A 23,116-nucleotide genomic window follows, 5' to 3' on the forward strand; every position below is an offset into this window, starting at 1 on the left:
GGGACAGTAACCAAACTCTGGGGTAGAGAAGCAGACCGCTGACAGGTAAAATCGCGCCAAGCGCAACAGTAGGATTAAGGCATGAAGATAGGATTGTTCTACGGTTCAACCACGTGTTACACCGAAATGGCAGCCGAGAAAATTCGCGATATTTTGGGCGATGACTTGGTCGATGTGCATAACATCAAAGACGTCTCTGTGAGTGACATGAATCAGTATGATCTCCTGTTACTCGGTATCTCAACGTGGGACTTCGGTGAACTGCAAGAAGACTGGGAAGCGGTGTGGGACCAACTTGATGGCCTCAAACTACAAGGTAAGGTCGCCGCATTATTTGGGCTGGGCGACCAAGAAGGCTACGCGGAATGGTACCTTGATGCGATGGGCATGCTTCGCGACCAATTACTCCCGACAGGACTTGCGTTTATTGGCTATTGGCCTGTGGAAGGCTATACCTTTGAAGCATCAAAAGCGCTCACTGAAGATGGCAAACACTTCGTTGGCCTCGCATTGGATGAAGACAGCCAATACGATCTTAGTGATGAACGCATTGCAACGTGGTGCGAACAAGTGCTGATGGAATATCAAGCCTTGTTGTGAACCGCTGTTGTTCGCGATGCTCTGTCGCTAAAAACCGATGCCAACTTTTAGGCAGAAAAAAACCACCGCTTGCGGTGGTTTTTTATCAACAGTGCCGAGCCATTAATTAAGCTTTCCGTTCAATGGCGCTTGGGATGAATCGCCTTTTGGTGCAGGAACAAAACGAACCGCCACCATCGCAATCACTGTTGGTAATAGCCATGCCATGCCGTAGTTAAACAGTGGCAGAACATTAAGTGCGGATACGTCCAAACCTGCAATCTTCGCCGCATCGAACAATGCAAAGACCAAAGACACGCTCAATACCACACGGTAAGCAATGGCAGGGTTAGGCATAAAGCGGCGAAGGAAGGTCAACGCAATCAGAGCAATCGCTACCGGGTATAGACCAAACAGCACAGGAACTGACACGGCAATCAGTTGATTCAAACCAACGTTCGCAACAACCGCACATGCAATAGACAAGATCACTACCCACTGACGGTAAGAGACTTTGACCAAGCTGCTGAAGTAATCAGAGCATGCCGACACCAAACCGATAACGGTCGTTAAGCACGCCAACACAATGATGGTCGACAGAATAATTTGGCCAGCTGGGCCAAATAGCGCCATCACATAGGCCGACAGAATAGCACCACCGTTTGCAGCACCTGCTGCCACGCCCGTTGCCGTCGCGCCTAAATAGAACAGTGATACGTAAACAAACGCCAAACCCGTTGCCGCAATCACACCTGCGTAAATCAGGTACTGGCACGTTTTCGCTTCAGATTTAATGCCCTTCTTGCGGATCACATCGACAATCAACATACCAAACATCAGTGCCGCGAAGGTGTCCATGGTGTTGTAGCCTTCAAGGAAACCCGTGGCAAACGCTTGGTCTACATATGCACCTTGTGCAGCGGCTACGTCGCCTTGAGGGTTAACCACAACGGCAATGGCAAGCACAACCAGTGCCGCAAAAAGTGCAGGCGTCAGCAGTTTGCCGATCGTGTCAATCAACTTGCCTTGCGACAAAGAAAAGAACATCGCAACCGCAAAGAACACCACTGAGAATAGAGAGAGCTCAAATTGGCCTGCGTCGGTTAAGAAAGGCTTAAAGCCCATCTCATAAGCCACCAAACCAGCACGTGGTGCAGCAAATGCAGGCCCGATAATGATGAAAATCAGCACCGCCATCAGTGTCGCCACAGAGGTTGGAAGATCGCGTGTTAAGCCTTTCCAACCACCACCAGCGATGGCAACGGCAACAATACCAATTAGAGGCAAACCCACTGCCGTCGTCAAAAAGCCGAGCATGGCTGGGAAAGTGTGGTCACCAGCAAGAAAACCTGCTTGCGGTGGAAAAATAATGTTGCCCGCTCCGAGGAAAAACGCAAAGGTCATAAAACCTAGCGCGAGTATGTCGCTAACCTTTAAACTCTCTTTCACTATTTACTACCTATGTGTGTTTGCAGATGTGTGTTTGCGATACGTGTAATCAACCGGTTAGCTTTTTAGTTATTTTTACTGAGCTTTACCGAGTAGACAGGATAATGACGAAGTTTCACCATACAAACAATAGGGTGAGCAAAATTGAAATATAAAACCAAATTATAATTAATAGTAAGAATTAAAATCCAATTTTCATGAAAAACACCAAACTATCAAAAGATATTAACAACAAATATCGGTAACAATGCGGCAACATAATAAACTGTTTTTTAACCAAGTATCGATAAACACCAGACGGGATAAAAGTGAATAAAGGTTTCCAATTCAAGCAGTTCTCAATCGTAGATAATGGATGCGGTATGGCAGTAAGCACCGATGGCGTCCTACTTGGGGCGTGGGCAGACGCAGGAGAGCACAACGCTGTACTCGATATTGGAACGGGGACAGGTCTACTTTCATTAATGATGGCGCAACGATTCCCTCATGCACAAATTACGGCTATCGATATTGATCAACATGCGGTGAACTGTGCACGCGACAATTCAGAACAATCTGCTTGGCAAAATCGCATCAATGTCATTCATCAAGACATTATTCAATGGCGTAATGGACCTCTATTCGACACTATCATCTGTAATCCACCTTACTTTAATTCAGGAGAACAGGCGTCTGATCAGCGTCGTGCCACAGCACGCCATACTGATACCCTTTCTCATGACAGCTTATTAAAAGTGATAAAAGCACACCTTTTCCCTCACGGGCAGGCACATTTGATCTTACCCTCAGTAGAAGCTGACCAGTTGAGCGCCAAAGCGCATGAGCACGATCTTTATTGCCAAAGACTGACATTAGTGAAACCGACACCCGCTAAGCCAGTTAGCCGAAAACTCATGACACTGACAGCCACTAAGCCTGACAAATGCCAGGAAAATACGTTAGTAATACAAGAAGATGGCGCTTACACCGTAGACTTTGTGGCGCTAACAAGAGACTTTTACCTCAAGATGTGATGATCCCACTTGAAATATTATTTTATTCCTAAGCGAGTTATTCACACTGAACGATGCATCTTGAAGATGTTTGAGTATATAATCCGCCCCTAACTTTGAGTGGAGAAACAACGCGTGCGAACTTTTGCAGAACTAGAACTGGATCCTCAACTGCTATTAGCGCTAGATGACATTGGCTTCGAGCGACCAACAGCAATCCAGGCTGACGTGATCCCTCATGGAATGGATGGCCGTGATGTACTGGCGTCAGCGCCAACCGGGACAGGTAAAACAGCTGCATTCGTGCTGCCATTGCTACAGCACCTGTTGGACTTCCCGCGTCAAGCTCCTGGTCCTGCTCGTGCATTGATCCTGACGCCAACACGTGAGTTGGCGATTCAAGTTGCTGATCAAGCACGTGCACTAGCCAAACATACCGATTTGAAAATTATCACCATCACCGGTGGTATTTCGTATCAAGAACACGCTGAAATTCTAGGTAAGACACAAGACATCGTGGTGGCAACGCCAGGTCGCTTGATGGAATACGTGGAAGGTGAGCGCTTTGACTGTCGTGCAATCGAAAGTCTGGTACTGGATGAAGCTGACCGCATGCTAGACATGGGCTTTGGCCCTGCAGTCGATCGTTTGTCCAACGAGTGTCGCTGGCGTAAGCAAAGTATGCTGTTTTCTGCCACGCTAGAAGGCAAAGGCATCACCGGCTTTAAAGAAACACTTCTGACTGACCCCGTCGAAGTCGAAGCTGAGCCACCTCGTCGTGAGCGTAAGAAAATTACTCAGTGGTACTACCGCTGTGACGACATGAAGCACAAGTACACCTTGCTCAGAGCCATTTTGGCGGACCAAGCAAACCGTGCGATCATTTTCGTTAAAACCCGTGATCGTCTTGCAGCACTTCGTGAAGAATTGACTCGTCAAAAGATCAATTGTGCATGGATTCAAGGTGAAATGGCGCAAGCCAAGCGCACCAATGCCATCGAGCGTTTCTCAAAAGGTGAAGTGAACTTCTTGCTCGCCACTGACGTTGCGGCGCGTGGTATCGACGTGCCTAACATCAGCCACGTAATTAACTTCGATTTACCGCGTAAAGCAGACGTGTATTTGCACCGTATTGGTCGTACTGCTCGCGCAGGTAAAAAAGGCAACGCGATCTCATTGGTTGAAGCGCATGACCAACCAATGATGGACCGTATCTGCCGTTACATGAATGAAGACGTAAAAGAACGCTACGTAGAAGGTATGAAGCCTTCTCATAAGAAGCCAGCGTTTAAGAAGAAAAAGGTCAAAGCACCGAAGAAAGTCTTGAAAGCAAAAGCGAAGAAAGTGGCTAAGAAAGCGGCTAAAAAGTCAGCAAAGAAAACCACGGAATCTTAATCGTCAGGACTCCCCATCCTAACGACATGAAAAAAGGAGGCGAAAGCCTCCTTTTTCATATCTTGCGTTACTGATGACAAAAATACTATCAGCCTAACTGTTCGATTACTGCTCTTCGCGTTTGAACACCAATTCTTTGTCGTTAGACTCTTCAGCACTGAACCAATAACCCGCAGTATCAAAAGCCTTTAAGGCGTCAACCGAATCAATGCGATTGTCGATGATATAACGCGCCATCATACCGCGCGCTTTTTTGGCAAAGAAGCTAATCACCTTGTATTGACCGTTCTTACAGTCTTTAAATACCGGCGTGATGATCTGCCCATCTAGCGTCTTTGGCTTCACCGATTTGAAGTATTCATTAGACGCGAGGTTCACGAGTACCTTATCACCTTGAGCCTGAAGCGCTTGGTTCAATGAATCAGTGATGATGTCTCCCCAAAACTGGTACAAGTTCGTACCACGCGGGTTTTCAAGGCGCGTGCCCATTTCTAGGCGATACGGTTGCATCAAATCCAAGGGACGCAACAAGCCATAAAGACCTGACAGCATACGCAAGTGATCTTGCGCCCAACTGAAGTCTTCGTCACTTAGCGTTTCGGCATCAAGGCCTGTGTAAACATCGCCTTTAAACGCAAGGATTGCAGGGCGAGCATTGTCTTGAGTGAATGTCGGTGACCACTCAGAAAAGCGTGCAGCGTTCAGGCCTGCAATTTTATCGCTCACCTTCATTAGGCTGGAGATATCTGCTGGCGTTAGCTGACGACAAACCTCGATCAGTTGTTGCGAGTGCTCGGTCAACGTCGGCTGCGTAAAGCGTTCCGTCGCCAGCGGAGATTGGTAGTCCAGTGTTTTGGCCGGAGAAACCACAATCAGCATAATGTTATTCCCTTCAATCTTTTATTAAGGGAAAGAGTACCATCCGATAAGCAAAAAGCCACGCTGTACAGCATGGCTTTTTCCGATATCAGCAATAGACGAAACCGAAGCAATTACATCACTTCCGGTTACTCATCCATTAACGACTCTCTTCTTTCACGATCTCTGAGGGTTTTCCCCAAATACCCGGTTCAATCTGCGTCAACATATCAGGGTGCTGACGACTATCAAACGCGGGCACTTTTCCTCGGGCGAGTTGTTGATTGTAATCCTTAGCTAACTTCACGACGGTGCCGGAGAGCAACAATATGGCAATCATATTGACGATAGCCATGAGCCCCATCGAAGTATCCGCCATGATCCACACCACAGGTAGCTCTGCCATGGCACCAAACATCACCATGCCCAACACGATACAGCGGAAAATATTTAAGCCCGCTTTGTGGTTGTGCTCCAAAAAGATAAGGTTGGTTTCGGCATAAGAGTAATTGGCGATGATCGATGTAAACGCAAAAAAGAAAATAGCAACAGCAATAAAAGAACTGCCCCAACTCCCCACTTCGCTCGATAACGCACGCTGTGTAAGCTCAATACCCGTGATTTCACTCCCAGGCATGTACTCGCCTGACATCAGAATAATTGCTACCGTCGCGGTGCAGATAACAATCGTATCGACAAACACACCAAGCATCTGTACATAGCCTTGTGATGCTGGATGAGGAGGATAAGGCGTTGCGCTCGCTGCCGCATTCGGCGCAGAACCCATACCCGCTTCATTGGAGAATAAACCGCGTTTGATACCCTGTACCATGCCCTGCGCAATCGTGTATCCCAATGCACCAGATGCGGCCTCTTCTAAACCAAAGGCACTTCGGAAAATCAGTGCAAACACTTCAGGCACTTTTTCAAGATTGGTGAGCATAATGTAAAACGCCAGCACAAGATAAAGCAGTGCCATCACAGGAACGATCAGTTCAGCAGTACGCGCTATCTTGCGGATCCCGCCAAAAATGACGAACGCAGACATAAGAACCAGAGCAAAGCCAACGTAAAGAGGGTCGAAACCAAAGGCAACGTATGCGGCTTGCGTAATAGAGTTCGCTTGAACCGAGTTAAACACCAGACCAAAAGCAATAATGAGCAAGATGGAAAAGACGATACCCATCCATCTCATGTCTAGCCCTTTCTCCATGTAGTATGCAGGGCCGCCACGGAAGTTTCCGTCTTCGTCACGGGTCTTGTAGAGCTGTGCTAGCGTACTTTCCGCAAACGCGGTTGCCATACCTAAAATGGCAATCAGCCACATCCAGAAAATCGCACCGGGACCGCCAAGCGTCAGCGCTACGGCAATACCCGCCATGTTCCCTGTTCCGACTCGTGCAGCCAAACTGGTACACAGAGCTTGGAAAGAAGAAATCCCTTCGCTATCAGATTTTCGGCTATTTTTCATCACCTTGAACATATGACCAAAATGACGGATCTGAATGAACCCCAAACGCAAAGTAAAAAATATCCCACCACCGATCAGGAGATAGATAAGTACCGATCCCCAAATCAGATCGTTTAAAAAATTAACTAGACCTACCACGCAGACCTCTCTTTACGCATAAACATTCTCGCAGTGATTAAATCTCCGTTTCGGAGCGTGCGATTTGAAACGACCAACTCACTAGAACGTGTTTGCATTGGTCTAAATTGATGAGGAGTTTCTGAGTGAGTAAATCACGCAAAACTCCAAGAAACGTGTCGTTTTCGTATTGATGTTGCGGATAACAATCGCAAATTGAGGCGAGATGATGAAGGCTGTCCACACAAAAATCAATATGCATGAGATTACATATAAATGAGATCGGTATTGCTTTACAAGCCATTGAGCGGCAAATAAATATGCATTCTATCAACATGAACGAAACATTTTTTTTGCGATGTCATCTCCGATTTGCCACCTCACCTTCCTCTGTGACTATTTTATGTACAGCGCAAGTATATTGCTGTAATTGGGCTTTTCCTATCATCTGACCCAAAGCCCACATCAAGCATTGCACGCTTTCTTAAACGCTCAATCAGAGTCTGTTTTTTAACCACCACCTTGACAATAGTGATGACCGTCTCATAAAAACTTCACTGATGTGTAACAAATGAGAAACACTTCAATTTTATTTTATTGAAGGTTTGATACTTAATTAGTAACCGCTAGGTAAAACGAGGTGAATTTATGGATAGCTTTGCCTTTGACAACATCTTTGAACAAGAGCGCCCACAACGCGGTGGACGAACCAAACAAGCAAAACGTAAATGGAGAGAGATTGAAGCGCTGAAAGATCGTCAGCGTCTGCGTAAAGAGCTTCAAGATATCGATATGCTAAGCGACTTTAACAGCAGTGAATTTGAACTGTAATTGAAAGTCGCCCATTTGGTTTAACCCTCCCACGCACTGGATGGTGCGCTAGACGGATGATTAAAAGGCACCTCTCGGTGCCTTTTTTGTTGCTCTCACTGCAAACCAAATTCCCAGCGTGTAGCAAACTCAATTACATTGCAGCTGCCAACGCTTTAAAGCGAGCAGCAACCTGTTCACCAAACAAAGGATCGTCCTCTTCTTCCCATTGCGATTGCAGGTAGTTCCAATCTTCAGCGGTTAGTGCTTTCTCAATCGCTGGCAATACTGACCTTTCCTCCAACTCAAGGTGACGCTGTTGCTGCTCAACAAACTCGGTCAACTTACCAGCAAACACATCGAGTGGGATCACTGAGTCCATAAGGATCATATCAACGGATATCGCAAACTCGGCAGTGAGCGCAGCCAAGGTCTCATGCTCCTCATCTAACGCAGCCACACCTTCTGTATCGGCGTAATTGGTAAGGTAATAGTGGTAAATGAGATCCTCTTTGGGGTGATGACACCTTTCAGCATGGTCTTTTAGATACAACAAAGTATCTCGGATATAACCATAGTCGACAGGCTGCTCGCTTCGGATCGCGGCCAACTTGTCCGTCAGTAACCTTAGCAGGCGACTAATATTACGGTGATCTCTATGAATGCTGTCTACTAACACAGTGATTCCCTTCTTTCATTCACGTCTGAATTTCAGTCTAACTAACCCTCGTGAACAAAAATTGAGCACAATCATGCTTTGTTCGAATAATGCACAATCAGAGCCCAATGAAAAAAGCCCGCGATCCGTCTCACGAATGCGGGCTTGGTTTCCTGCTATCAGCTATCAGCTATCAGCTATCAGCTATCAGCTATCAAGGGAAGGCTGCCAGTCAATCGACGGTTTCCCCATCTCTTGCAGCAATATATTGGTGGTAGAGAAGTGCTTACACCCTAGAAACCCACGGTGCGCTGAAAGCGGGGAAGGATGTGGAGCTTCAAGTACATGATGGCGAGCGCGATCAATCGATCGGCCTTTCTTGCGGGCGTGGGCTCCCCACAAAAGAAACACAACCCCTTCACAGTGCTGATTGACAGCACCAATGATGCGATCGGTAAACGTTTCCCAACCTAAATGTGAGTGAGAATGCGCATTCCCTTGTTCAACCGTCAGTACCGTATTCAATAGCAACACGCCTTGATCCGCCCAACTTTTTAAATAGCCATGTTGTGGCACGCTGAAGCCGTCAATATCTTGGGCCAGCTCTTTATACATATTCACTAACGACGGCGGCGTTTTGATGCCCGGCAGTACCGAAAAACACAAACCATGAGCTTGATTAGGACCGTGGTAGGGGTCTTGCCCTAGAATGACCACACGAACATCTGAGAGCTCGGTAAACGTAAAGGCATTGAACACCTCTTCTTCAGGAGGGTAAACCACCTTTCCCTGCGCACGCGCTTCTGCCACGGCCTGCAATGTTTGTTTAAAGTAATCTTGTTCTTGTTCCTGACCGATCACGTCATCCCAAGTTACTGGCTGTGTCATGGTGTCCTCGCTATGTGTAAATGAACCTAGGCTAACGTCGCGCTGATAGGCGCGTTGGCAGCAGCCTCAAACTGACGCAGAAGGCGGATCTCATCAGCCCATCGCTCAGGTTTGATGGTTTCTAATATAAGGGGAATACCATCGAATCGATCGTCTTGCATGATAACTTCAAAGCAAGGCAGACCAATTTCTCCCTCACCCAACGCCTGATGACGATCCACGCGTCCTCCAAGCGGTGTTTTTGAGTCATTTAAGTGCATCGCGCGCAAATAGTTAAAACCGACAATGCGCTCAAACTCGGCGAACGATTGCTCTGCTGCAGTGTGAGAACGCAAATCATAACCAGCCGCGAAGGCATGGCAGGTATCAATACAAACGCCCACACGCGCTTTATCTTCAACTTGTTCGATGATTGACGCTAACTGCTCAAACGACCAGCCCATGTTCGTTCCCTGCCCTGCTGTGTTCTCTATTACAGCAACGACATTCGGGACCGCTTGGTGAGCAAGGTTGATAGATTCAGCTATCAAAGACAAACATGCGGCTTCGCTGATCTTTTTTAAATGACTGCCTGGGTGGAAATTAAGCAATGGTAAGCCTAACATCTGGCAGCGTTCCATTTCATCAACAAAGGCGGCTCGAGACTTCTCTAACTTGTCCGCTTCGGGGGCACCTAAATTAATCAGGTAGGAGTCATGCGGTAATACGGCTTCAGGAAGAAAGCCGTGCTTGATGCAATTGGCTTTGAATGCCGCCACTTTTTCGACGTCTAACGGTTTTGCCTGCCACTGACGCTGATTCTTGGTAAACAGCGCAAACGCATTGGCGCCAATAGCAGCTGCATTGATTGGGGCATTTTCGACACCACCGGAAGCTGACACATGTGCTCCGATATACTTCATATTCTCTCCTTTCGCCAAAACCGTAACCGACAACATTTTAAGTTACTTCGAAGCCCAATGTCCTCGACTGTTTTTCACACCCGAAACATCACTCTTCTCGGTCATGGCAATGCTTTAGACATTATTCAGCTGGAATATCCCATCTGGTGAATCATTGGAAATGTGGTAATTTAATTACAAATGTAATTTTATTCAAAATACGCACTTGTTAAATTTATGTATAAATACATATATTTGAAGTTTTATTGATTAAGAACAATAAATCAAAGCGCTAATTTTTGCATATTTTGATTGTATTTTGACGAAAATCAAAATAACCTTATAAATAGTAAGGTATACAAGTACCCAGCTCATCAAATGATGGAATATTAAAACCACCAAAGCCTATCAAGGGGAAAGAATATGATCACTGGTATTCAAATCACGAAAGCCGCTAACGACAACCTGCTGAATTCTATCTGGCTGCTAGACAGCGAAACTAACGAAGCACGTTGCGTTGCTGCAAATGCAGGCTTTGACGCAGACCAAGTTATCCCAGCCGCAGATCTCGGTGAGTATGAAAGCCGCGATATCGCGATTGAAGTACCAGCGAAAATTGAAGGTGGCCAACACTTGAACGTAAACGTGCTTAAGCGTGAAACGTTGGAAGATGCAGCAGCACACCCAGAAAAATACCCACAGCTAACCATTCGTGTATCAGGCTACGCTGTACGTTTCAACTCACTGACAGTTGAACAACAACGTGACGTTATCGCACGTACTTTCACTAGCTCTCTGTAATAGTTACCTCTATACAAACCGCTAGAATGAAAAAAACCGACTCTTGAGTCGGTTTTTTTATTTGTGCATTCCGCTTTTCAGTAGGGCTTTTTCTTAGCCAGCCACATCCATGAGGTAAGCGCGGATCTGAGCAAAATCAGCATCGCGTTCAGCCGACAACAGCTCCATCACAGCATGTTTCGCCAGCGGACCTGGCAATGGGATATCTTGTCCCAGAATCTCATCTACCGACTCTTTGAACTTCGCAGGGTGCGCAGTACAAAGGAACAAGCCGTATTCACCATCCTGCAATTGCTCTTCCAACAAGCGGTACGCAATCGCACCGTGTGGTTCACACAAGTAGCCTGCGTCAAACATTGCTTTTAACGTATCAGCCGTTTCTTCATCCGTCACAGCGCCAGAAGCCAATTCGTTCAAGCCCCAACCTTTACGTTGGCATAGCTCTTCGATACGCGGCCAGTTGTTCGGCTGACTCACGTCCATCGCATTCGACAATGTTGCAATGGTTGGGGTTGGCGTCCACTCTCCGGTTTTCAGGTAGCGTGGCACGGTGTCATTCACGTTGGTCGCAGCGATAAAGCGTTTGATTGGCAAGCCAATCGCTTTTGCCAGCAAGCCCGCCGTTAAGTTACCAAAGTTGCCGCTTGGTACTGAAATTACCAAGTTTTCGCGTTGCGCTGGCGTCAATTGAGAAGCCGCTTCGAAGTAATAACAGATCTGCGCCATCAAACGGCTGATGTTGATGGAGTTAGCCGAGTTGAGACCAATTGCTTGGCGAAGTTCAGCATCATCAAATGCTTGTTTCACCATGGTCTGACAATCATCAAATGTGCCGTTAACCGCCACGGTGTGAATGTTGCCACCCAAGGTACAGAAAAGTTTTTCCTGTAACGGGCTGATTTTGCCTTTCGGATAAAGGATAACAACGTTGATGTTTTCCATGCCGTAAAACGCATGGGCAACTGCTGCGCCTGTATCACCCGACGTCGCCGTCAAAATGGTCACTTTGCCGCCGTCAGACACGGCAGCCAGTGATTGCGCCATAAAGCGACCACCAAAGTCTTTAAACGCTAGCGTTGGGCCATGGAATAGCTCCAAAGCACTCACACTGTCGGTGACTTTTTCAACTTTTGCTGGGAATTGGAATGCATTTTCAACCATCGCACGAACGGTTTCTTGTGGCAGTTCATCGCCGATAAATGCAGACAGGATGTCGGTACTGCGAGATACAAAGTCTTTCTCTAGCAGTGCGTCAACATCATCAAATACGGGTAATTCACTCGGGAAGAACAATCCTTGGTTACGGCCAAGACCTTGTTTTACCGCTTGTCCGAACGAGACTTGCTCGTCGTTTTCCTTGATATTGTAAAGCTTCATAGTTCACTTCCTGTCACTGTCGAACCGGTCACATCCAATCGACAGACGTGGACAAATCCTTCTTCATTTTGAACGTAGTTATCCTGTAGCCACTTAGCGACGCGTTCAGCAATCTCTTTATCGTCAGTGATACTGAATAGCGTTGGGCCTGAGCCTGAAATGCCTGTAGCAAGCGCACCGGCATCCGTTGCGTAACGTCTGGCATCCGCAAAGCCTGGCAACAGCTTTTCTCGATACGGTTCTGCAACCACATCTTTGATCATGCTCGCAGCTAATTGCGGCTGACCAGAGTAACAGCCATGGATAAAGCCTGCCAGATGGCGACCATGATTTATCACATCCTGACGACGATATTGCGCAGGCAAAATCGCACGTGCTTCAGCTGTTGGGACTTTGATACCTGGGTACGCCATAACCCAGTACCATTCATCAAAACAAGGCACTTGCTGGCTGATGATGCCCATTTGTTCCACCATCAACTGCAAACCACCCAGATAACAAGGCGCCACGTTATCGTAATGTAGGCTGCCAGAAATCGCGGCTTCCATTTCACCCATCAGGGCCAGAAGCGTGGTTTCATCAAGGGCATTATCATGAAAACGATTTAATGCATCTAAAGCGGCAACGATAGAACATGCACTTGACCCTAACCCTGAGCCAATTGGCATGTTCTTTTCTAGCGTCATGGAAATATTGCGTACCGGCTCACCGCGCTTTTCCATTTCGCGGCAAAACACGACATAACTTTGGTAAACAATATTATCTTCTTGTACGTCTGGCAGCTTATCAACAAAGCTACCCACGCAATGTAGACTAAATGGTACGTTGCCACCGTCTGCCACTTGTACGCGATCCCCTAGCAGTGTTCCGTCAATCGGAGACACTGCAGCGCCCAATACGTCAAAACCTACACTCACGTTACCGATCGACGCTGGCGCATAAACAACAACACTCATCATTACACCCCTAACTTCCAGCCCAGTGTACGCATCAAATCAGCGAACACGCCGGCCGCGGTAACTTGAGTACCCGCACCGTAACCACGCAATACCAGAGGAATTGGCTGATAATAACGGCTGTAGAATGCTAAGGCGTTCTCGCCTTCTTTGATTTTGAACATTGGGTCGTCTGCATCCACGGCTTGTATCTTCACCGAGCATTGACCGTTGTCGATGCTACCGATGTAGCGCAGCACTTTGCCTTCTTCACGCGCTTCTGATGCAATCTTATTGAAGTAAACATCAGCCTCTGGCAGCTTGGCCATAAAGGCTTCAACATCACCTGATGCATCAAAACCCGGCGGCAGTGCTGGCTCAACGTCAACATCTTCCAATTCAAGGTTCATTCCTGCTTCACGCGCAAGAATCAACAATTTACGTGCAACGTCCATACCGGACAGGTCATCACGTGGGTCAGGTTCGGTAAAGCCACTTTCACGCGCAACGGTGGTCGCTTCGCTAAAGCTCTGGCCTTCATCTAACTTACCGAAGATATGAGACAATGAGCCCGACAGAATGCCAGTGAACTTCTCAAGCTCATCACCCGCTGAAATTAGGTTCTGTAAGTTCTCAATAACGGGTAAGCCTGCACCAACCGTGGTGTCGTACATAAACTTACGACGCGTTCCACGCGCAGCCGCTCGAAGCTGCTGATAGTAGGCCATGCTAGCCGTGTTGGCTTTTTTGTTCGGTGTGATCACGTGGAAGCCTGCAGATAAGAAGTCCGCATACTGATCAGCGATCGATTGATCAGAAGTACAATCGATAAATACAGGGTTGATGATGTGGTTTTGCTCAACCAACTTAACCATGCGTGGCAAACTGAAGCTATCTTCTGCATTCACCAACGCTTCACGCCAGTTGTTCAGGTCGATGCCTTTACTATCTAGCTTCATTTGACGGCTGTTCGCAAGGCCGCAAACGCGAATGATGATGCCTTGCCCTGCCAGTTTGGCTTGTTGACGCTTAACCTGCTCAACCAACTCACCGCCTACGCCACCCACGCCGACAATAAACACGTCGAGATAGTGATTACTGTTAAAGAGGTTCTCGTGACACGCTTTCACCGCTTCTGATACACGGTTATCAGGAATAACCGCAGAGATTGAGCGCTCAGAGGAGCCCTGCGCAATCGCCACGATGTTGACGTTCATTTCAGCCAATGAAGTGAAGAACTGAGACGCTACGCCTTTCGCGGTACGCATTGCATCGCCGACCAATGACACAATCGACACGTTATCAACGAAATCAACGGGCTCTAGCAAACCGTCTTTTAGTTCAAGCTCAAAGCTATCGTGCAGCGCACGCTCAGCCAACGCTTTATCGTCAGCTTCAATACAGAAACTAATGCTGTATTCAGAAGAAGACTGAGTGATAAGCACAACAGAAACGCCAGCGGTAGACATCGCACCGAATACACGAGCCGCCATACCTACCATGCCTTTCATGCCAGGACCTGACACGTTCACCATGCTAAGGTCACTCAACGTGGTAATGCCTTTGATTGCCAGCTTATCTTCACCATTGTCGATCCCGATCAACGTACCTGCACCTTGAGGGTTGGCCGTGTTTTTGATCAAGCATGGAATGTGGAAACGCGCGATGGGAAGGATGGTTTTCGGGTGGAGGACTTTAGCACCAAAGTAAGACAGTTCCATTGCCTCTTGGTAGCTGAGTGACTTAAGTAGCTTCGCATCCGGCACCAAGCGTGGGTCACAGCTATATACGCCATCTACGTCAGTCCAAATTTCACAACACTCGGCACGCGCACACGCGGCAAGCACTGCTGCAGAGTAATCAGAACCGTTTCGGCCCAAAGTCACCAGCTCACCTTTTTCGTTAGAAGCTGTGAACCCAGGCATAAGACCAATGTGTTTCGCAGGAATTGGCTCTCGCTTGAAGTTGTCTGAAGAGACTTCAATATCAACCATGGCTTCAAGGTAATCCCCTTTCGCCTGCAGATAATGCACAGGGTCGATCACAAATGTTTTGTGACCGCGGGCTTGCAGCAAGGCTGACATGGTCGCGATAGAGAGGCGTTCACCTTTACTGATAATGCGGGCGTAAATGTTGTCAGGACAAAGGCCTAGCAGTGCAATACCATGAATGTATTGCTTGAGCTGGCCAATTGAGCGTTCTAGTTCAACGTACAAAGAAGCTTTATCAAAATCCGCTTCCATATCAGCAAGGCCATCAAATAGCGCCGAGAAAATTGACTCGATGAGTGCGACTTGGCTGTCTGCTTCACCATGCTTGACGGTGTTATCAATGACATCGACCAATGCATTGGTGATTTTTGCGGGGGCGGACAATACCGCTGACACGTCACTTTGACAGGTATTGCTTGTGATGATCTCTGCTGCGCGGCTAAATCGTTCCGCATTGGCTAGCGATGTGCCACCAAATTTTAAAACTCGCATCCTTACCTCCAACTCCTTCCTGAATCCGAAGATTCAATAACAAATAAGCGAAAAAAAAGCCCGCACATCTTTTTAGTGCGGGCTTCTTTTAAAAATTCTGTGCATGTCAGCCCGCACCTTCACCTGTGGTGATGGTAATAATGGTAATAATGTTCGTGGTGCCGACTGTATGAAGCATCGCTTCGGACCTTCCTTGCTGCTTTTTTATAACCTTTACTCAAGGCAGGGTATCAGGTCAACAAAAATTTAAGTTATCTGTCAAAAAAACGCATCAATTCGCAAGATTAAATTAACATTATTAAAAGATGAGAGAGCGCAGCATTCCGCCCCTTGACGCTTGCGATTGTTCAGTGAGCACGACATAGTGAATTGAATCGAACAGAAAACCACCAATGGCAAAGGAGGGAACCATGGCTGTTGAAATGGAGGAACTGGTTGCACAAACCATATTACAAGGCTCTGACGCCATGTATGGGCGCTTTTTAGATGTCACTGCTGGCGCACAAGAACGGTTTGAACAGCGAGACTGGAAAAGCGTGCAAAGCGCACTAAAAACCCGCATTAACTTTTACGACCATCATGTGGCACTGGTAAGCCAACAGCTAAAAACCATGCTGGACAAACAGCATGCTACGCGTTCATTTTTAATGGCCGTTAAAGAGTCTTACAGTCACCTACTAGACGATTATCCTCGGTATGACATTGCGGAGAGTTTTTTCAACTCGGTCTATTGTCGGATGTTCGACCATCGAAATATTCGTCGCGACAAGTTGTTTGTTAACAGCTCCCAAGGTGGTCGAATTCCAAAATACCCAACGCCACTGCTAAAACGTTACCCTTCACAACAAAACCTTATTCAAACCGTTGAGCGCATCCTTGATGACACCCCTTTTACGCTCCCTTGGGTGAATAAGGCGCGGGATGTTCATCGTATTGTTGAATCGCTTCAACACCGATTAGGGCCGCAATTGACCAACGAAATTACGATCGATATGGTGCGCGAGCCCTTCTTTCGTAATAAAGCAGCTTACTTAATCGGACGAATTGATATGGCAAATCAAACCCGTCCTTTAGTGCTCCCGCTTCTAGTCAATTCTCACGGTGAGCTGTATGTCGATGCCTGCATCACCGATTCTGATGAAGTGAGTGTCATCTTTGGTTTCGCTCGCTCCTACTTTATGGTGTACGCCCCTGCACCAGCAGCACTCGTAGATTTTCTGAATCAACTGATGCCTCACAAAACACCAGCGCAGCTCTACACGGCGATTGGTTGTCAGAAACACGGTAAAACCGAGCTTTATCGAGAGTTCTTGCAACACATGGACAATTCCGATGATCAGTTTGTTGTCGCGCCCGGTATCAAAGGCATGGTGATGTCTGTGTTCACACTGCCATCCTATGGCTTTGTGTTCAAAATCATAAAAGACAAATTTGCCCCTCAAAAAGATGTCACTCACGCCGTGGTCAAAGAGAAATACCAGTTAGTTAAAGAACACGACCGTGTGGGTCGAATGGCCGACACACTCGATTACCGCCATTTCATATTTCCGCGACACCGTTTTAGTGAATTATTGATTGAAGAGCTGTTAGAGGTCGCCCCATCAAACATCAAACTGACAAACAAAGAAGTGCACATTCGTCACCTATATATGGAACGACGGATGATCCCGCTTAACATGTATCTTGAACAGGCTGATGACGATGAATTGCGTGAGGCTGTGCAAGAGTATGGCGATGCCATTAAACAGCTAGCCGCAGCCAACATTTTTGCCGGAGACATGTTGTTCAAAAACTTTGGGGTATCACGCCACAGCCGCGTCATTTTCTATGACTATGATGAAATTTCCTACCTCACTGAGGTGAACTTTCGCCATATACCAGCACCGCGCTTTCCTGAAGATGAAATGGCCGCCGAGCCTTGGTATAGCGTGGGAGAATATGATGTCTTCCCTGAAGAGTTTCGCACCTTTTTGTTAATCAATCCTAAAATCCGAGCGTTGTTCGACGAACTGCACTCAGATTTGTTTGATGCTAACTACTGGAAGAGCCTTCAAAACAACATTCAGCAAGGCCAGTTCAACGATGTATTCCCATACAGTGAGGTATCTCGTTTTTCCAACCTTTAAATATGAGAGATTACGCACCCTCTGACAGAAAAACGTCATTATTTCAGGCGCGAAACTTGCTTCATTTTTAATCACCTCGTCATGGCGGCAATGTACTGACATCGCTATGGCAGAGGTGAGTTAGAAGTGGCGCAAATTTCATGACAGTCTAGTAACAAACTTAAGACAAGTGAGCTAGACTGAATCACGCAATCAAATAAAAACGAATCAGGGAGGGTATCAATGAAACAATTCTTGCTTGCCATCACCCTGCAATCAGTGGCTTTTTTGACATTCGCGCAGGGTTCGTTACCGCTGTATGAATACATAGAAGACAATAACCAAACACCATGGTTTTCGCACTCAGTGTCAACAGGTGGCCAACACTTTGACAGCTGGACCATGAGCTCTGGTTATCATTATCCCGTTCTGAAAAACATTAATGTCTACTTGGCGACGGAAATGACCACGGAGTCAGACTACAACGCCAGTGCTAAAGGTGTGCTCAGCGGGTTAGAGTTTAATTTTAGCGATTCGCTCAGCTTTGGGAGTTCGATTCAAGCAGAGCGTGTCAATGAAGAAACCGTTGGCAGCGTGGGAATGAGCAGTCAGTTCAGGCTCACAGAAAAGTTGAACCTTGAAGCCAAGTTTGATTACAGCTTGAATCAAGAACCCGCGGCCTCAGCCAACTATCAGCTGGGTGTCGGATACCGCTTCTAACTGCAATATCCAACACCTTTATTTATGGCTTACTATTCATTGCTCACTTTTCGTGTTCACCAAACTCAATGGGGTGTTGACTTACCATCACCCCGTTCAGATCAGCAAATACATAGTCTCCTGGAGAGATAGGGACATCATGGATGCGAAGAGGAACATTTTCGTCACCTGCTCCACGCTTCTCTGTTTTTATCGGACACACACCCAAGGCTTTTACACCTAACTGCATATTGCTCAATGCGCCCGCATCACGCACGGCACCGAATACAACAACACCTTCCCACCCATTTGTTACGGCTAACTCAGCAAGTTGATCCCCCAATAGTGCTTTGTTCAAGTTACCGTGACCATCAACCACCAGCACTCGACCTTGGCCAGGTTTACCCAAGATATCTCTGACCTTGGTATTGTCTTCGAAACACCTCAAGGTTTCTGCTCGCCCTGAAAATGCAGGATTCCCACCAAAATCCCGCCATTGAATAGGGATCCAGTGAACTTCGTCTCCGTGTGCATCACTAATGTCTGGCAATAAATCGTCCATGTCATTTTCCTCTGCTTGACGTATACCCCATAAAAGTAGCAACAGCAGCGAGTAATGCCCGTCCGTCCGCCTCAAAATGAGACTCTCTTACAACCCAACGAATATGGCAATACACTAAACGTCACAAAAATGGCGAGAAATATAAAATTAAAATGTTCAAAATCAAACATTAAGCAACAAATACTATCCTTTGATTGTTCTTCGAGAAAACACTCAGATTTTGCACACATGGCTGAGAAAACCGCATTACTCTCTTAGTGAAACGGTTGACCGTTTCAACACAAAGTGGTGTGATACCACCATGTTGTTACACAATTTTCACAGCTGTTGTAATATTACGAAATAGATTAAACTTACTGGTAAACTCTAAAGCGCTTTTTGACACAATATTCCATCATTTGTGACCACAGCGGCTGAGATTGACGTATATCAATAAAGATTAAAAAAAGTTGCGTTGATTTATTACTAAATATTGTTAGCACGCTGTTAAATGAATACAATCACCCTATCCAATGGATTTGCTAGTCAGATTGAATTGACTAGTAGCATGCAGCGCGATTAACCGCATCTGCAATCACCTTCTCTAAGGATGGCGTTTGTATCAGGAAAGTATGCTTGTTAAGCAACTTGAACATGTTTGATATACTTGTCCTGTTTGTAAATTTTCTTCATAGAGTCTGAGTACTCTGTGATTGTTAATACCAGATTCCTTAAAGAAATTAGGTAACGCCAATGCAAACCCCTCATATTCTGATTGTTGAAGACGAACACGTAACCCGTAACACGCTAAAAAGTATCTTTGAAGCAGAAGGTTACACGGTTCTAGAAGCCAACGATGGCGAAGAAATGCATCAAGTGCTGTCTCACAGTCAGGTTCACTTGGTCATTATGGACATCAACCTGCCAGGCAAAAATGGTCTGCTACTTGCGCGTGAATTACGCGAACAAGGCGACATGGCGCTGATGTTCCTAACTGGCCGCGACAACGAAGTCGATAAAATCTTGGGTCTAGAGATCGGTGCGGATGATTACATCACCAAGCCATTTAACCCACGTGAACTGACTATCCGTGCACGCAACTTGCTAACTCGCGCAATGAGCCAAGGCGCTCTGCCAGAAGACAAGCGTTCAGTAGAAAGCTATGTATTCAATGGTTGGACGCTTGATATCAACAGCCGCTCACTGGTTAGCCCAGATCAAGAGCAGTTTAAACTGCCTCGTTCTGAGTTCCGTGCTCTGCTGCATTTCTGTGAAAACCCAGGCAAAATCCAAACACGTGCTGATCTTCTTAAAAAGATGACTGGCCGTGAACTGAAGCCGCATGACCGCACGGTTGACGTGACTATCCGTCGTATCCGTAAGCACTTTGAGTCATTTGGTGATACGCCAGAAATCATCGCTACGATCCACGGCGAAGGTTACCGTTTCTGCGGCGAGCTAGAAGATATTTAATCTTCGCTGACGCAAACGACACATACTGAAAAGGCCTGCATTGCAGGCCTTTTTGTTGTCTGCTTCCACCCACATATTGATTGGCAGAATCCAGCTAAAAGAAAAGGGACAAAAGCGTCAACTTTCATCCCTCGTCATGGCTTCATGGCTTCATGGCTTCATGGCAAATTGCAGGGCTACTTGCTGTATTCGTCCAGCCACTCCTTCAGTACACTCAAGTCGTGTTTGTAACCTTCTTTGATTTCATCAACCCAATCATCAATATTTTCCCACCATGCAGGCAGTTCAGGAGATTGAGCTTTCTGGGCGATCTTCTGAATATGTTTCAGACCAATTGAACCAGCTGCACCTTTTATCTTATGCGCCTCACTGGCAATGCCATCCTGATCTTTCGCCATCATGTTACTGTCTAAAATCTTCAGGTAGTCAGGCATCACCTCTTCAAACATGGCAATACTTTGATAAACAGGTTCCGCACCAACGATATCGACATAAGAGGTCAACATATCGAGGTCTAACAAGGTTTCAAACATCTCTGTCGCTGGCTGATGGCGGCGAGACTCAATCACTAACTCGTGATCAGCTTCACTCTGCAAAGCTAGACGCTCAATCACATCGGTGACGGCTGCGACACTGATAGGTTTACTGATCGCGTCATCCATCCCTTTGCGGATGTATTCTGTTTTGTCTTTGATAACATTGGCAGTCAAAGCCACTAATGGCGGTAATGATTTGCCACTCACTCTTAACACCTTTGCGATATCGAAGCCTGTCATGTCTGGCAATTGAATGTCCAACAACAACAGGTCAAACGATTCAGTAGGGAAGGTATCTAGCGCTTCTTGTCCGCTTCGAGCAACAGTCACTGTATGGCCCAAACTCTCAAGCAAATTCAACGCCACAGTAATGTTCAGTTCGATGTCTTCTACCAATAAAATATGAAGCGGACTTTGCTCAACTCTCACCACTTCAGTATTCACAGCTGATTCGCAAATCGGCACAGCCAAAGAAACCGTAAACGTACTGCCTTCTCCTTCTTCGGTATCAACAGTAATATCACCGCCCATCAAACGCGCCAGCTTACGCGACACCGCGAGACCGATACCTGTACCTACCGCGTGCAAATTATCTTCGCCTTGTTGTACTTGATAATACATAGCGAATATTTTAGACACTTCCTCTTGGGGAATACCAATTCCACTGTCTTCAATGTCAAATTGCAGATAGGCCGTATCCTCTTCCACATCACAGCTCACTGTGACATTCACGGCTCCTTGCTTAGTAAATTTCACGGCATTCCCCACCAAATTCCACAGAATTTGACGAAGACGCGTTGCATCCACTTTGACAGAGGCAGGCAGAGAGGTCAGTCTATCGAGGCTAAACCGCAGACCTTTTTGCTCAGCCATCAGCGCACTAATGTTATCAATCTCAGAGACAAAATCAGGTAAATCGACAGGCTCCGGCATCAATGCCAAACGGCTGCGATCCGATTTATCCAAGTCGATAATGTCGTTAAAAATATTGCCTAGCGTAATCGCACTTACATGAATGGTTCGCAGGTACCCCAATTGCTCGTCAGAGAGTTTGGTGTCGAGCAACATTCGACTTAGGCCAACGATACCATTTAGAGGAGTGCGTAACTCATGGCTAATGGTTGAGATAAATGCGGTTTTGTCCTGACTGGCTTTTTCTAAGGCATCTTGATAACGCTTACGTTCAGTGATCTCTCGACCAAAGCCAACCAACCCTAATCGGCGTCCATCACGCGCATAAAACGGGAGTTTACGCAGTTCGAAGTAGGCTTTTCGGCCATCTTTGTATTCGAGCCACTGCTCGTAAGTGAGAGAGACGCGGTTATCAAACACTTGCTGATCGGTTTCAACAACCTTGCTGGCGACATCTTCGCTGTAGACATCCCAGGGGGTTAGTCCCACTAAGTCTGTTTCTTTCTTACCTGTCAGCTCTTCCATTGCCTTGTTGCAGCCGGAGAACTGGCCTTTTTCATTACGGTAATAGATCAAATCAGGAGAGGCATCAATAAAGGAACGAAGAAGCGCGGTTTGTTCTGCCAATTCTACCTGCGCTTTTTCCCGCTGATACACTTCGTTTTCAAGATCGCGCATGGCTTCTTCACGGGCTTCTTCCGCGCGTTTTCGCTCTTCAATTTCTAAATTTAGCTGGGTGATGTTATCCGTAAGCTGGCGATTGAGTTCCATGTCGCGAGCGCGCATTTCTTCAAGTTTTGCCACTAATTTGGTGAGACGTTGGCGTGACTCTTCAAGTTGATCAACGACAACGGAGAGAAAGTACACCGCCCAAGGTGTAATAAGCAGGCCAAAGAAAACAGAGCGAACAATATCGCTGTCATGAACGGTGCCGCTAAGAAATAAGGTGATTCCCACTTGCACAACGACAGCAAGTGCCACCAATGCAAGTGCCAACAACATGCTGAAGCGAACAATGCCGAGTTTGACAAGTAAATCGACATAATATTGCGCTAATAGCTTTATCTGCTTCATTGAACTTCCTGATCAACGTGAATTGCAGCCATGATAGCGTTGCGCGTTGGGAAGAAAAAGAAAAAGACGCGCAGAGCCACTT

At 46.6% G+C, this 23,116-nt stretch carries 19 protein-coding genes and 1 other annotated feature; of the genes, 8 read left to right on the forward strand and 11 right to left on the reverse strand.

Annotated features, from left to right (window positions below; all coding sequences use genetic code 11):
* Nucleotides 1-81 precede the first annotated feature (81 nt).
* Nucleotides 82-600 (forward strand): flavodoxin FldB, encoded by a 519-nt coding sequence (gene fldB / locus LRP50_RS13485; RefSeq protein WP_274164983.1) that lies wholly within the window; start codon nucleotides 82-84, stop codon nucleotides 598-600.
* A 102-nt stretch (nucleotides 601-702) separates the two neighbouring features.
* Here fldB and brnQ read toward each other — a convergent pair whose 3' ends face one another.
* Nucleotides 703-2,028 carry a branched-chain amino acid transport system II carrier protein gene (gene brnQ, locus LRP50_RS13490; protein WP_274164984.1) on the reverse strand — a complete coding sequence of 442 codons (1,326 nt, stop codon included), beginning with the start codon at nucleotides 2,026-2,028 and terminating at the stop codon, nucleotides 703-705.
* A gap of 308 nt (nucleotides 2,029-2,336) precedes the next feature.
* On the opposite strand from brnQ, the gene LRP50_RS13495 reads away from it, so the two are divergent.
* Nucleotides 2,337-3,041 (forward strand): tRNA1(Val) (adenine(37)-N6)-methyltransferase, encoded by a 705-nt coding sequence (locus LRP50_RS13495; RefSeq protein ID WP_274164985.1) that lies wholly within the window; start codon nucleotides 2,337-2,339, stop codon nucleotides 3,039-3,041.
* Between the two features lie 114 nt (nucleotides 3,042-3,155).
* Complete coding sequence (srmB, locus tag LRP50_RS13500) at nucleotides 3,156-4,415, forward strand: ATP-dependent RNA helicase SrmB (RefSeq protein WP_274164986.1); 1,260 nt, start codon at nucleotides 3,156-3,158, stop codon at nucleotides 4,413-4,415.
* Nucleotides 4,416-4,520: 105 nt separating this feature from the next.
* Here srmB and yaaA read toward each other — a convergent pair whose 3' ends face one another.
* On the reverse strand, nucleotides 4,521-5,294 hold the full coding sequence (gene yaaA / locus LRP50_RS13505; protein ID WP_274164987.1) for a peroxide stress protein YaaA: 774 nt from the start codon (nucleotides 5,292-5,294) through the stop codon (nucleotides 4,521-4,523).
* 139 nt (nucleotides 5,295-5,433) lie between these two features.
* Nucleotides 5,434-6,882 carry an alanine/glycine:cation symporter family protein gene (locus tag LRP50_RS13510; RefSeq protein WP_274164988.1) on the reverse strand — a complete coding sequence of 483 codons (1,449 nt, stop codon included), beginning with the start codon at nucleotides 6,880-6,882 and terminating at the stop codon, nucleotides 5,434-5,436.
* A gap of 627 nt (nucleotides 6,883-7,509) precedes the next feature.
* Here LRP50_RS13510 and LRP50_RS13515 point away from each other — a divergent pair.
* Nucleotides 7,510-7,692, forward strand: a complete 183-nt coding sequence (locus tag LRP50_RS13515; RefSeq protein WP_028023874.1) for a DUF3545 family protein — start codon at nucleotides 7,510-7,512, stop codon at nucleotides 7,690-7,692.
* Nucleotides 7,693-7,825: 133 nt separating this feature from the next.
* Here the strand turns inward: LRP50_RS13515 and LRP50_RS13520 are convergent, their stop codons facing one another.
* The 3 genes from LRP50_RS13520 to nfo all read right to left on the reverse strand — a co-directional run bounded on the left by LRP50_RS13520 (nucleotide 7,826) and on the right by nfo (nucleotide 10,119).
* Nucleotides 7,826-8,350, reverse strand: a complete 525-nt coding sequence (locus LRP50_RS13520; RefSeq protein WP_274164989.1) for a hemerythrin domain-containing protein — start codon at nucleotides 8,348-8,350, stop codon at nucleotides 7,826-7,828.
* 186 nt (nucleotides 8,351-8,536) lie between these two features.
* Nucleotides 8,537-9,217, reverse strand: a complete 681-nt coding sequence (gene ung / locus LRP50_RS13525) for a uracil-DNA glycosylase (protein ID WP_274164990.1) — start codon at nucleotides 9,215-9,217, stop codon at nucleotides 8,537-8,539.
* Nucleotides 9,218-9,243: 26 nt separating this feature from the next.
* On the reverse strand, nucleotides 9,244-10,119 hold the full coding sequence (gene nfo, locus LRP50_RS13530; RefSeq protein ID WP_274164991.1) for a deoxyribonuclease IV: 876 nt from the start codon (nucleotides 10,117-10,119) through the stop codon (nucleotides 9,244-9,246).
* 402 nt (nucleotides 10,120-10,521) lie between these two features.
* Between nfo and grcA the strand changes: the two genes are divergently transcribed.
* Nucleotides 10,522-10,899 carry an autonomous glycyl radical cofactor GrcA gene (grcA, locus tag LRP50_RS13535; RefSeq protein ID WP_274164992.1) on the forward strand — a complete coding sequence of 126 codons (378 nt, stop codon included), beginning with the start codon at nucleotides 10,522-10,524 and terminating at the stop codon, nucleotides 10,897-10,899.
* Nucleotides 10,900-10,992: 93 nt separating this feature from the next.
* Here grcA and thrC read toward each other — a convergent pair whose 3' ends face one another.
* From thrC to thrA, 3 genes are read right to left on the reverse strand one after another with little or no spacing between them, the layout of a single operon-like run.
* A complete protein-coding gene (thrC, locus tag LRP50_RS13540; protein WP_274164993.1) occupies nucleotides 10,993-12,276 on the reverse strand; it encodes a threonine synthase in 1,284 nt (427 codons plus the stop codon).
* Nucleotides 12,273-13,232, reverse strand: coding sequence for a homoserine kinase (gene thrB / locus LRP50_RS13545; protein ID WP_274165034.1), 960 nt, complete (start codon nucleotides 13,230-13,232; stop codon nucleotides 12,273-12,275). The genes thrC and thrB overlap by 4 nt, the downstream gene beginning before the upstream one ends.
* Before the next feature lie 2 nt (nucleotides 13,233-13,234).
* Nucleotides 13,235-15,694, reverse strand: a complete 2,460-nt coding sequence (gene thrA / locus LRP50_RS13550) for a bifunctional aspartate kinase/homoserine dehydrogenase I (RefSeq protein WP_274164994.1) — start codon at nucleotides 15,692-15,694, stop codon at nucleotides 13,235-13,237.
* A 49-nt stretch (nucleotides 15,695-15,743) separates the two neighbouring features.
* Nucleotides 15,744-15,862, reverse strand: a sequence feature (Thr leader region).
* A gap of 242 nt (nucleotides 15,863-16,104) precedes the next feature.
* Between thrA and aceK the strand changes: the two genes are divergently transcribed.
* Nucleotides 16,105-17,820, forward strand: coding sequence for a bifunctional isocitrate dehydrogenase kinase/phosphatase (gene aceK / locus LRP50_RS13555; protein ID WP_274164995.1), 1,716 nt, complete (start codon nucleotides 16,105-16,107; stop codon nucleotides 17,818-17,820).
* 222 nt (nucleotides 17,821-18,042) lie between these two features.
* Nucleotides 18,043-18,519, forward strand: coding sequence for a hypothetical protein (locus LRP50_RS13560; RefSeq protein ID WP_274164996.1), 477 nt, complete (start codon nucleotides 18,043-18,045; stop codon nucleotides 18,517-18,519).
* Between the two features lie 43 nt (nucleotides 18,520-18,562).
* On the opposite strand, the gene LRP50_RS13565 is transcribed toward LRP50_RS13560, so the two are convergent.
* Nucleotides 18,563-19,060 (reverse strand): putative 4-hydroxy-4-methyl-2-oxoglutarate aldolase, encoded by a 498-nt coding sequence (locus LRP50_RS13565; RefSeq protein ID WP_274164997.1) that lies wholly within the window; start codon nucleotides 19,058-19,060, stop codon nucleotides 18,563-18,565.
* Between the two features lie 732 nt (nucleotides 19,061-19,792).
* On the opposite strand from LRP50_RS13565, the gene arcA reads away from it, so the two are divergent.
* Entirely contained in the window at nucleotides 19,793-20,512 is a 720-nt protein-coding gene (gene arcA / locus LRP50_RS13570) for a two-component system response regulator ArcA (RefSeq protein ID WP_028023885.1), read from the forward strand.
* 176 nt (nucleotides 20,513-20,688) lie between these two features.
* Here arcA and arcB read toward each other — a convergent pair whose 3' ends face one another.
* On the reverse strand, nucleotides 20,689-23,034 hold the full coding sequence (arcB, locus tag LRP50_RS13575) for an aerobic respiration two-component sensor histidine kinase ArcB (protein WP_274164998.1): 2,346 nt from the start codon (nucleotides 23,032-23,034) through the stop codon (nucleotides 20,689-20,691).
* Between the last annotated feature and the right edge of the window lie 82 nt (nucleotides 23,035-23,116).

It is taken from the genome of Enterovibrio gelatinilyticus (assembly GCF_028683095.1).
GTDB lineage: Bacteria > Pseudomonadota > Gammaproteobacteria > Enterobacterales > Vibrionaceae > Enterovibrio > Enterovibrio gelatinilyticus.

Bases quoted from the DNA above. Each gene is read 5' to 3' on its own strand.
- fldB (WP_274164983.1), top strand. From the start codon at position 82: ATGAAGATAGGATTGTTCTACGGTTCAACCACGTGTTACACCGAAATG.
- yaaA (WP_274164987.1), bottom strand. From the start codon at position 5,294: ATGCTGATTGTGGTTTCTCCGGCCAAAACACTGGACTACCAATCTCCG.
- LRP50_RS13515 (WP_028023874.1), top strand. From the start codon at position 7,510: ATGGATAGCTTTGCCTTTGACAACATCTTTGAACAAGAGCGCCCACAA.
- ung (WP_274164990.1), bottom strand. From the start codon at position 9,217: ATGACACAGCCAGTAACTTGGGATGACGTGATCGGTCAGGAACAAGAA.
- nfo (WP_274164991.1), bottom strand. From the start codon at position 10,119: ATGAAGTATATCGGAGCACATGTGTCAGCTTCCGGTGGTGTCGAAAAT.
- grcA (WP_274164992.1), top strand. From the start codon at position 10,522: ATGATCACTGGTATTCAAATCACGAAAGCCGCTAACGACAACCTGCTG.
- thrC (WP_274164993.1), bottom strand. From the start codon at position 12,276: ATGAAGCTTTACAATATCAAGGAAAACGACGAGCAAGTCTCGTTCGGA.
- thrB (WP_274165034.1), bottom strand. From the start codon at position 13,232: ATGAGTGTTGTTGTTTATGCGCCAGCGTCGATCGGTAACGTGAGTGTA.
- thrA (WP_274164994.1), bottom strand. From the start codon at position 15,694: ATGCGAGTTTTAAAATTTGGTGGCACATCGCTAGCCAATGCGGAACGA.
- aceK (WP_274164995.1), top strand. From the start codon at position 16,105: ATGGCTGTTGAAATGGAGGAACTGGTTGCACAAACCATATTACAAGGC.
- LRP50_RS13560 (WP_274164996.1), top strand. From the start codon at position 18,043: ATGAAACAATTCTTGCTTGCCATCACCCTGCAATCAGTGGCTTTTTTG.
- LRP50_RS13565 (WP_274164997.1), bottom strand. From the start codon at position 19,060: ATGGACGATTTATTGCCAGACATTAGTGATGCACACGGAGACGAAGTT.
- arcA (WP_028023885.1), top strand. From the start codon at position 19,793: ATGCAAACCCCTCATATTCTGATTGTTGAAGACGAACACGTAACCCGT.
- arcB (WP_274164998.1), bottom strand. From the start codon at position 23,034: ATGAAGCAGATAAAGCTATTAGCGCAATATTATGTCGATTTACTTGTC.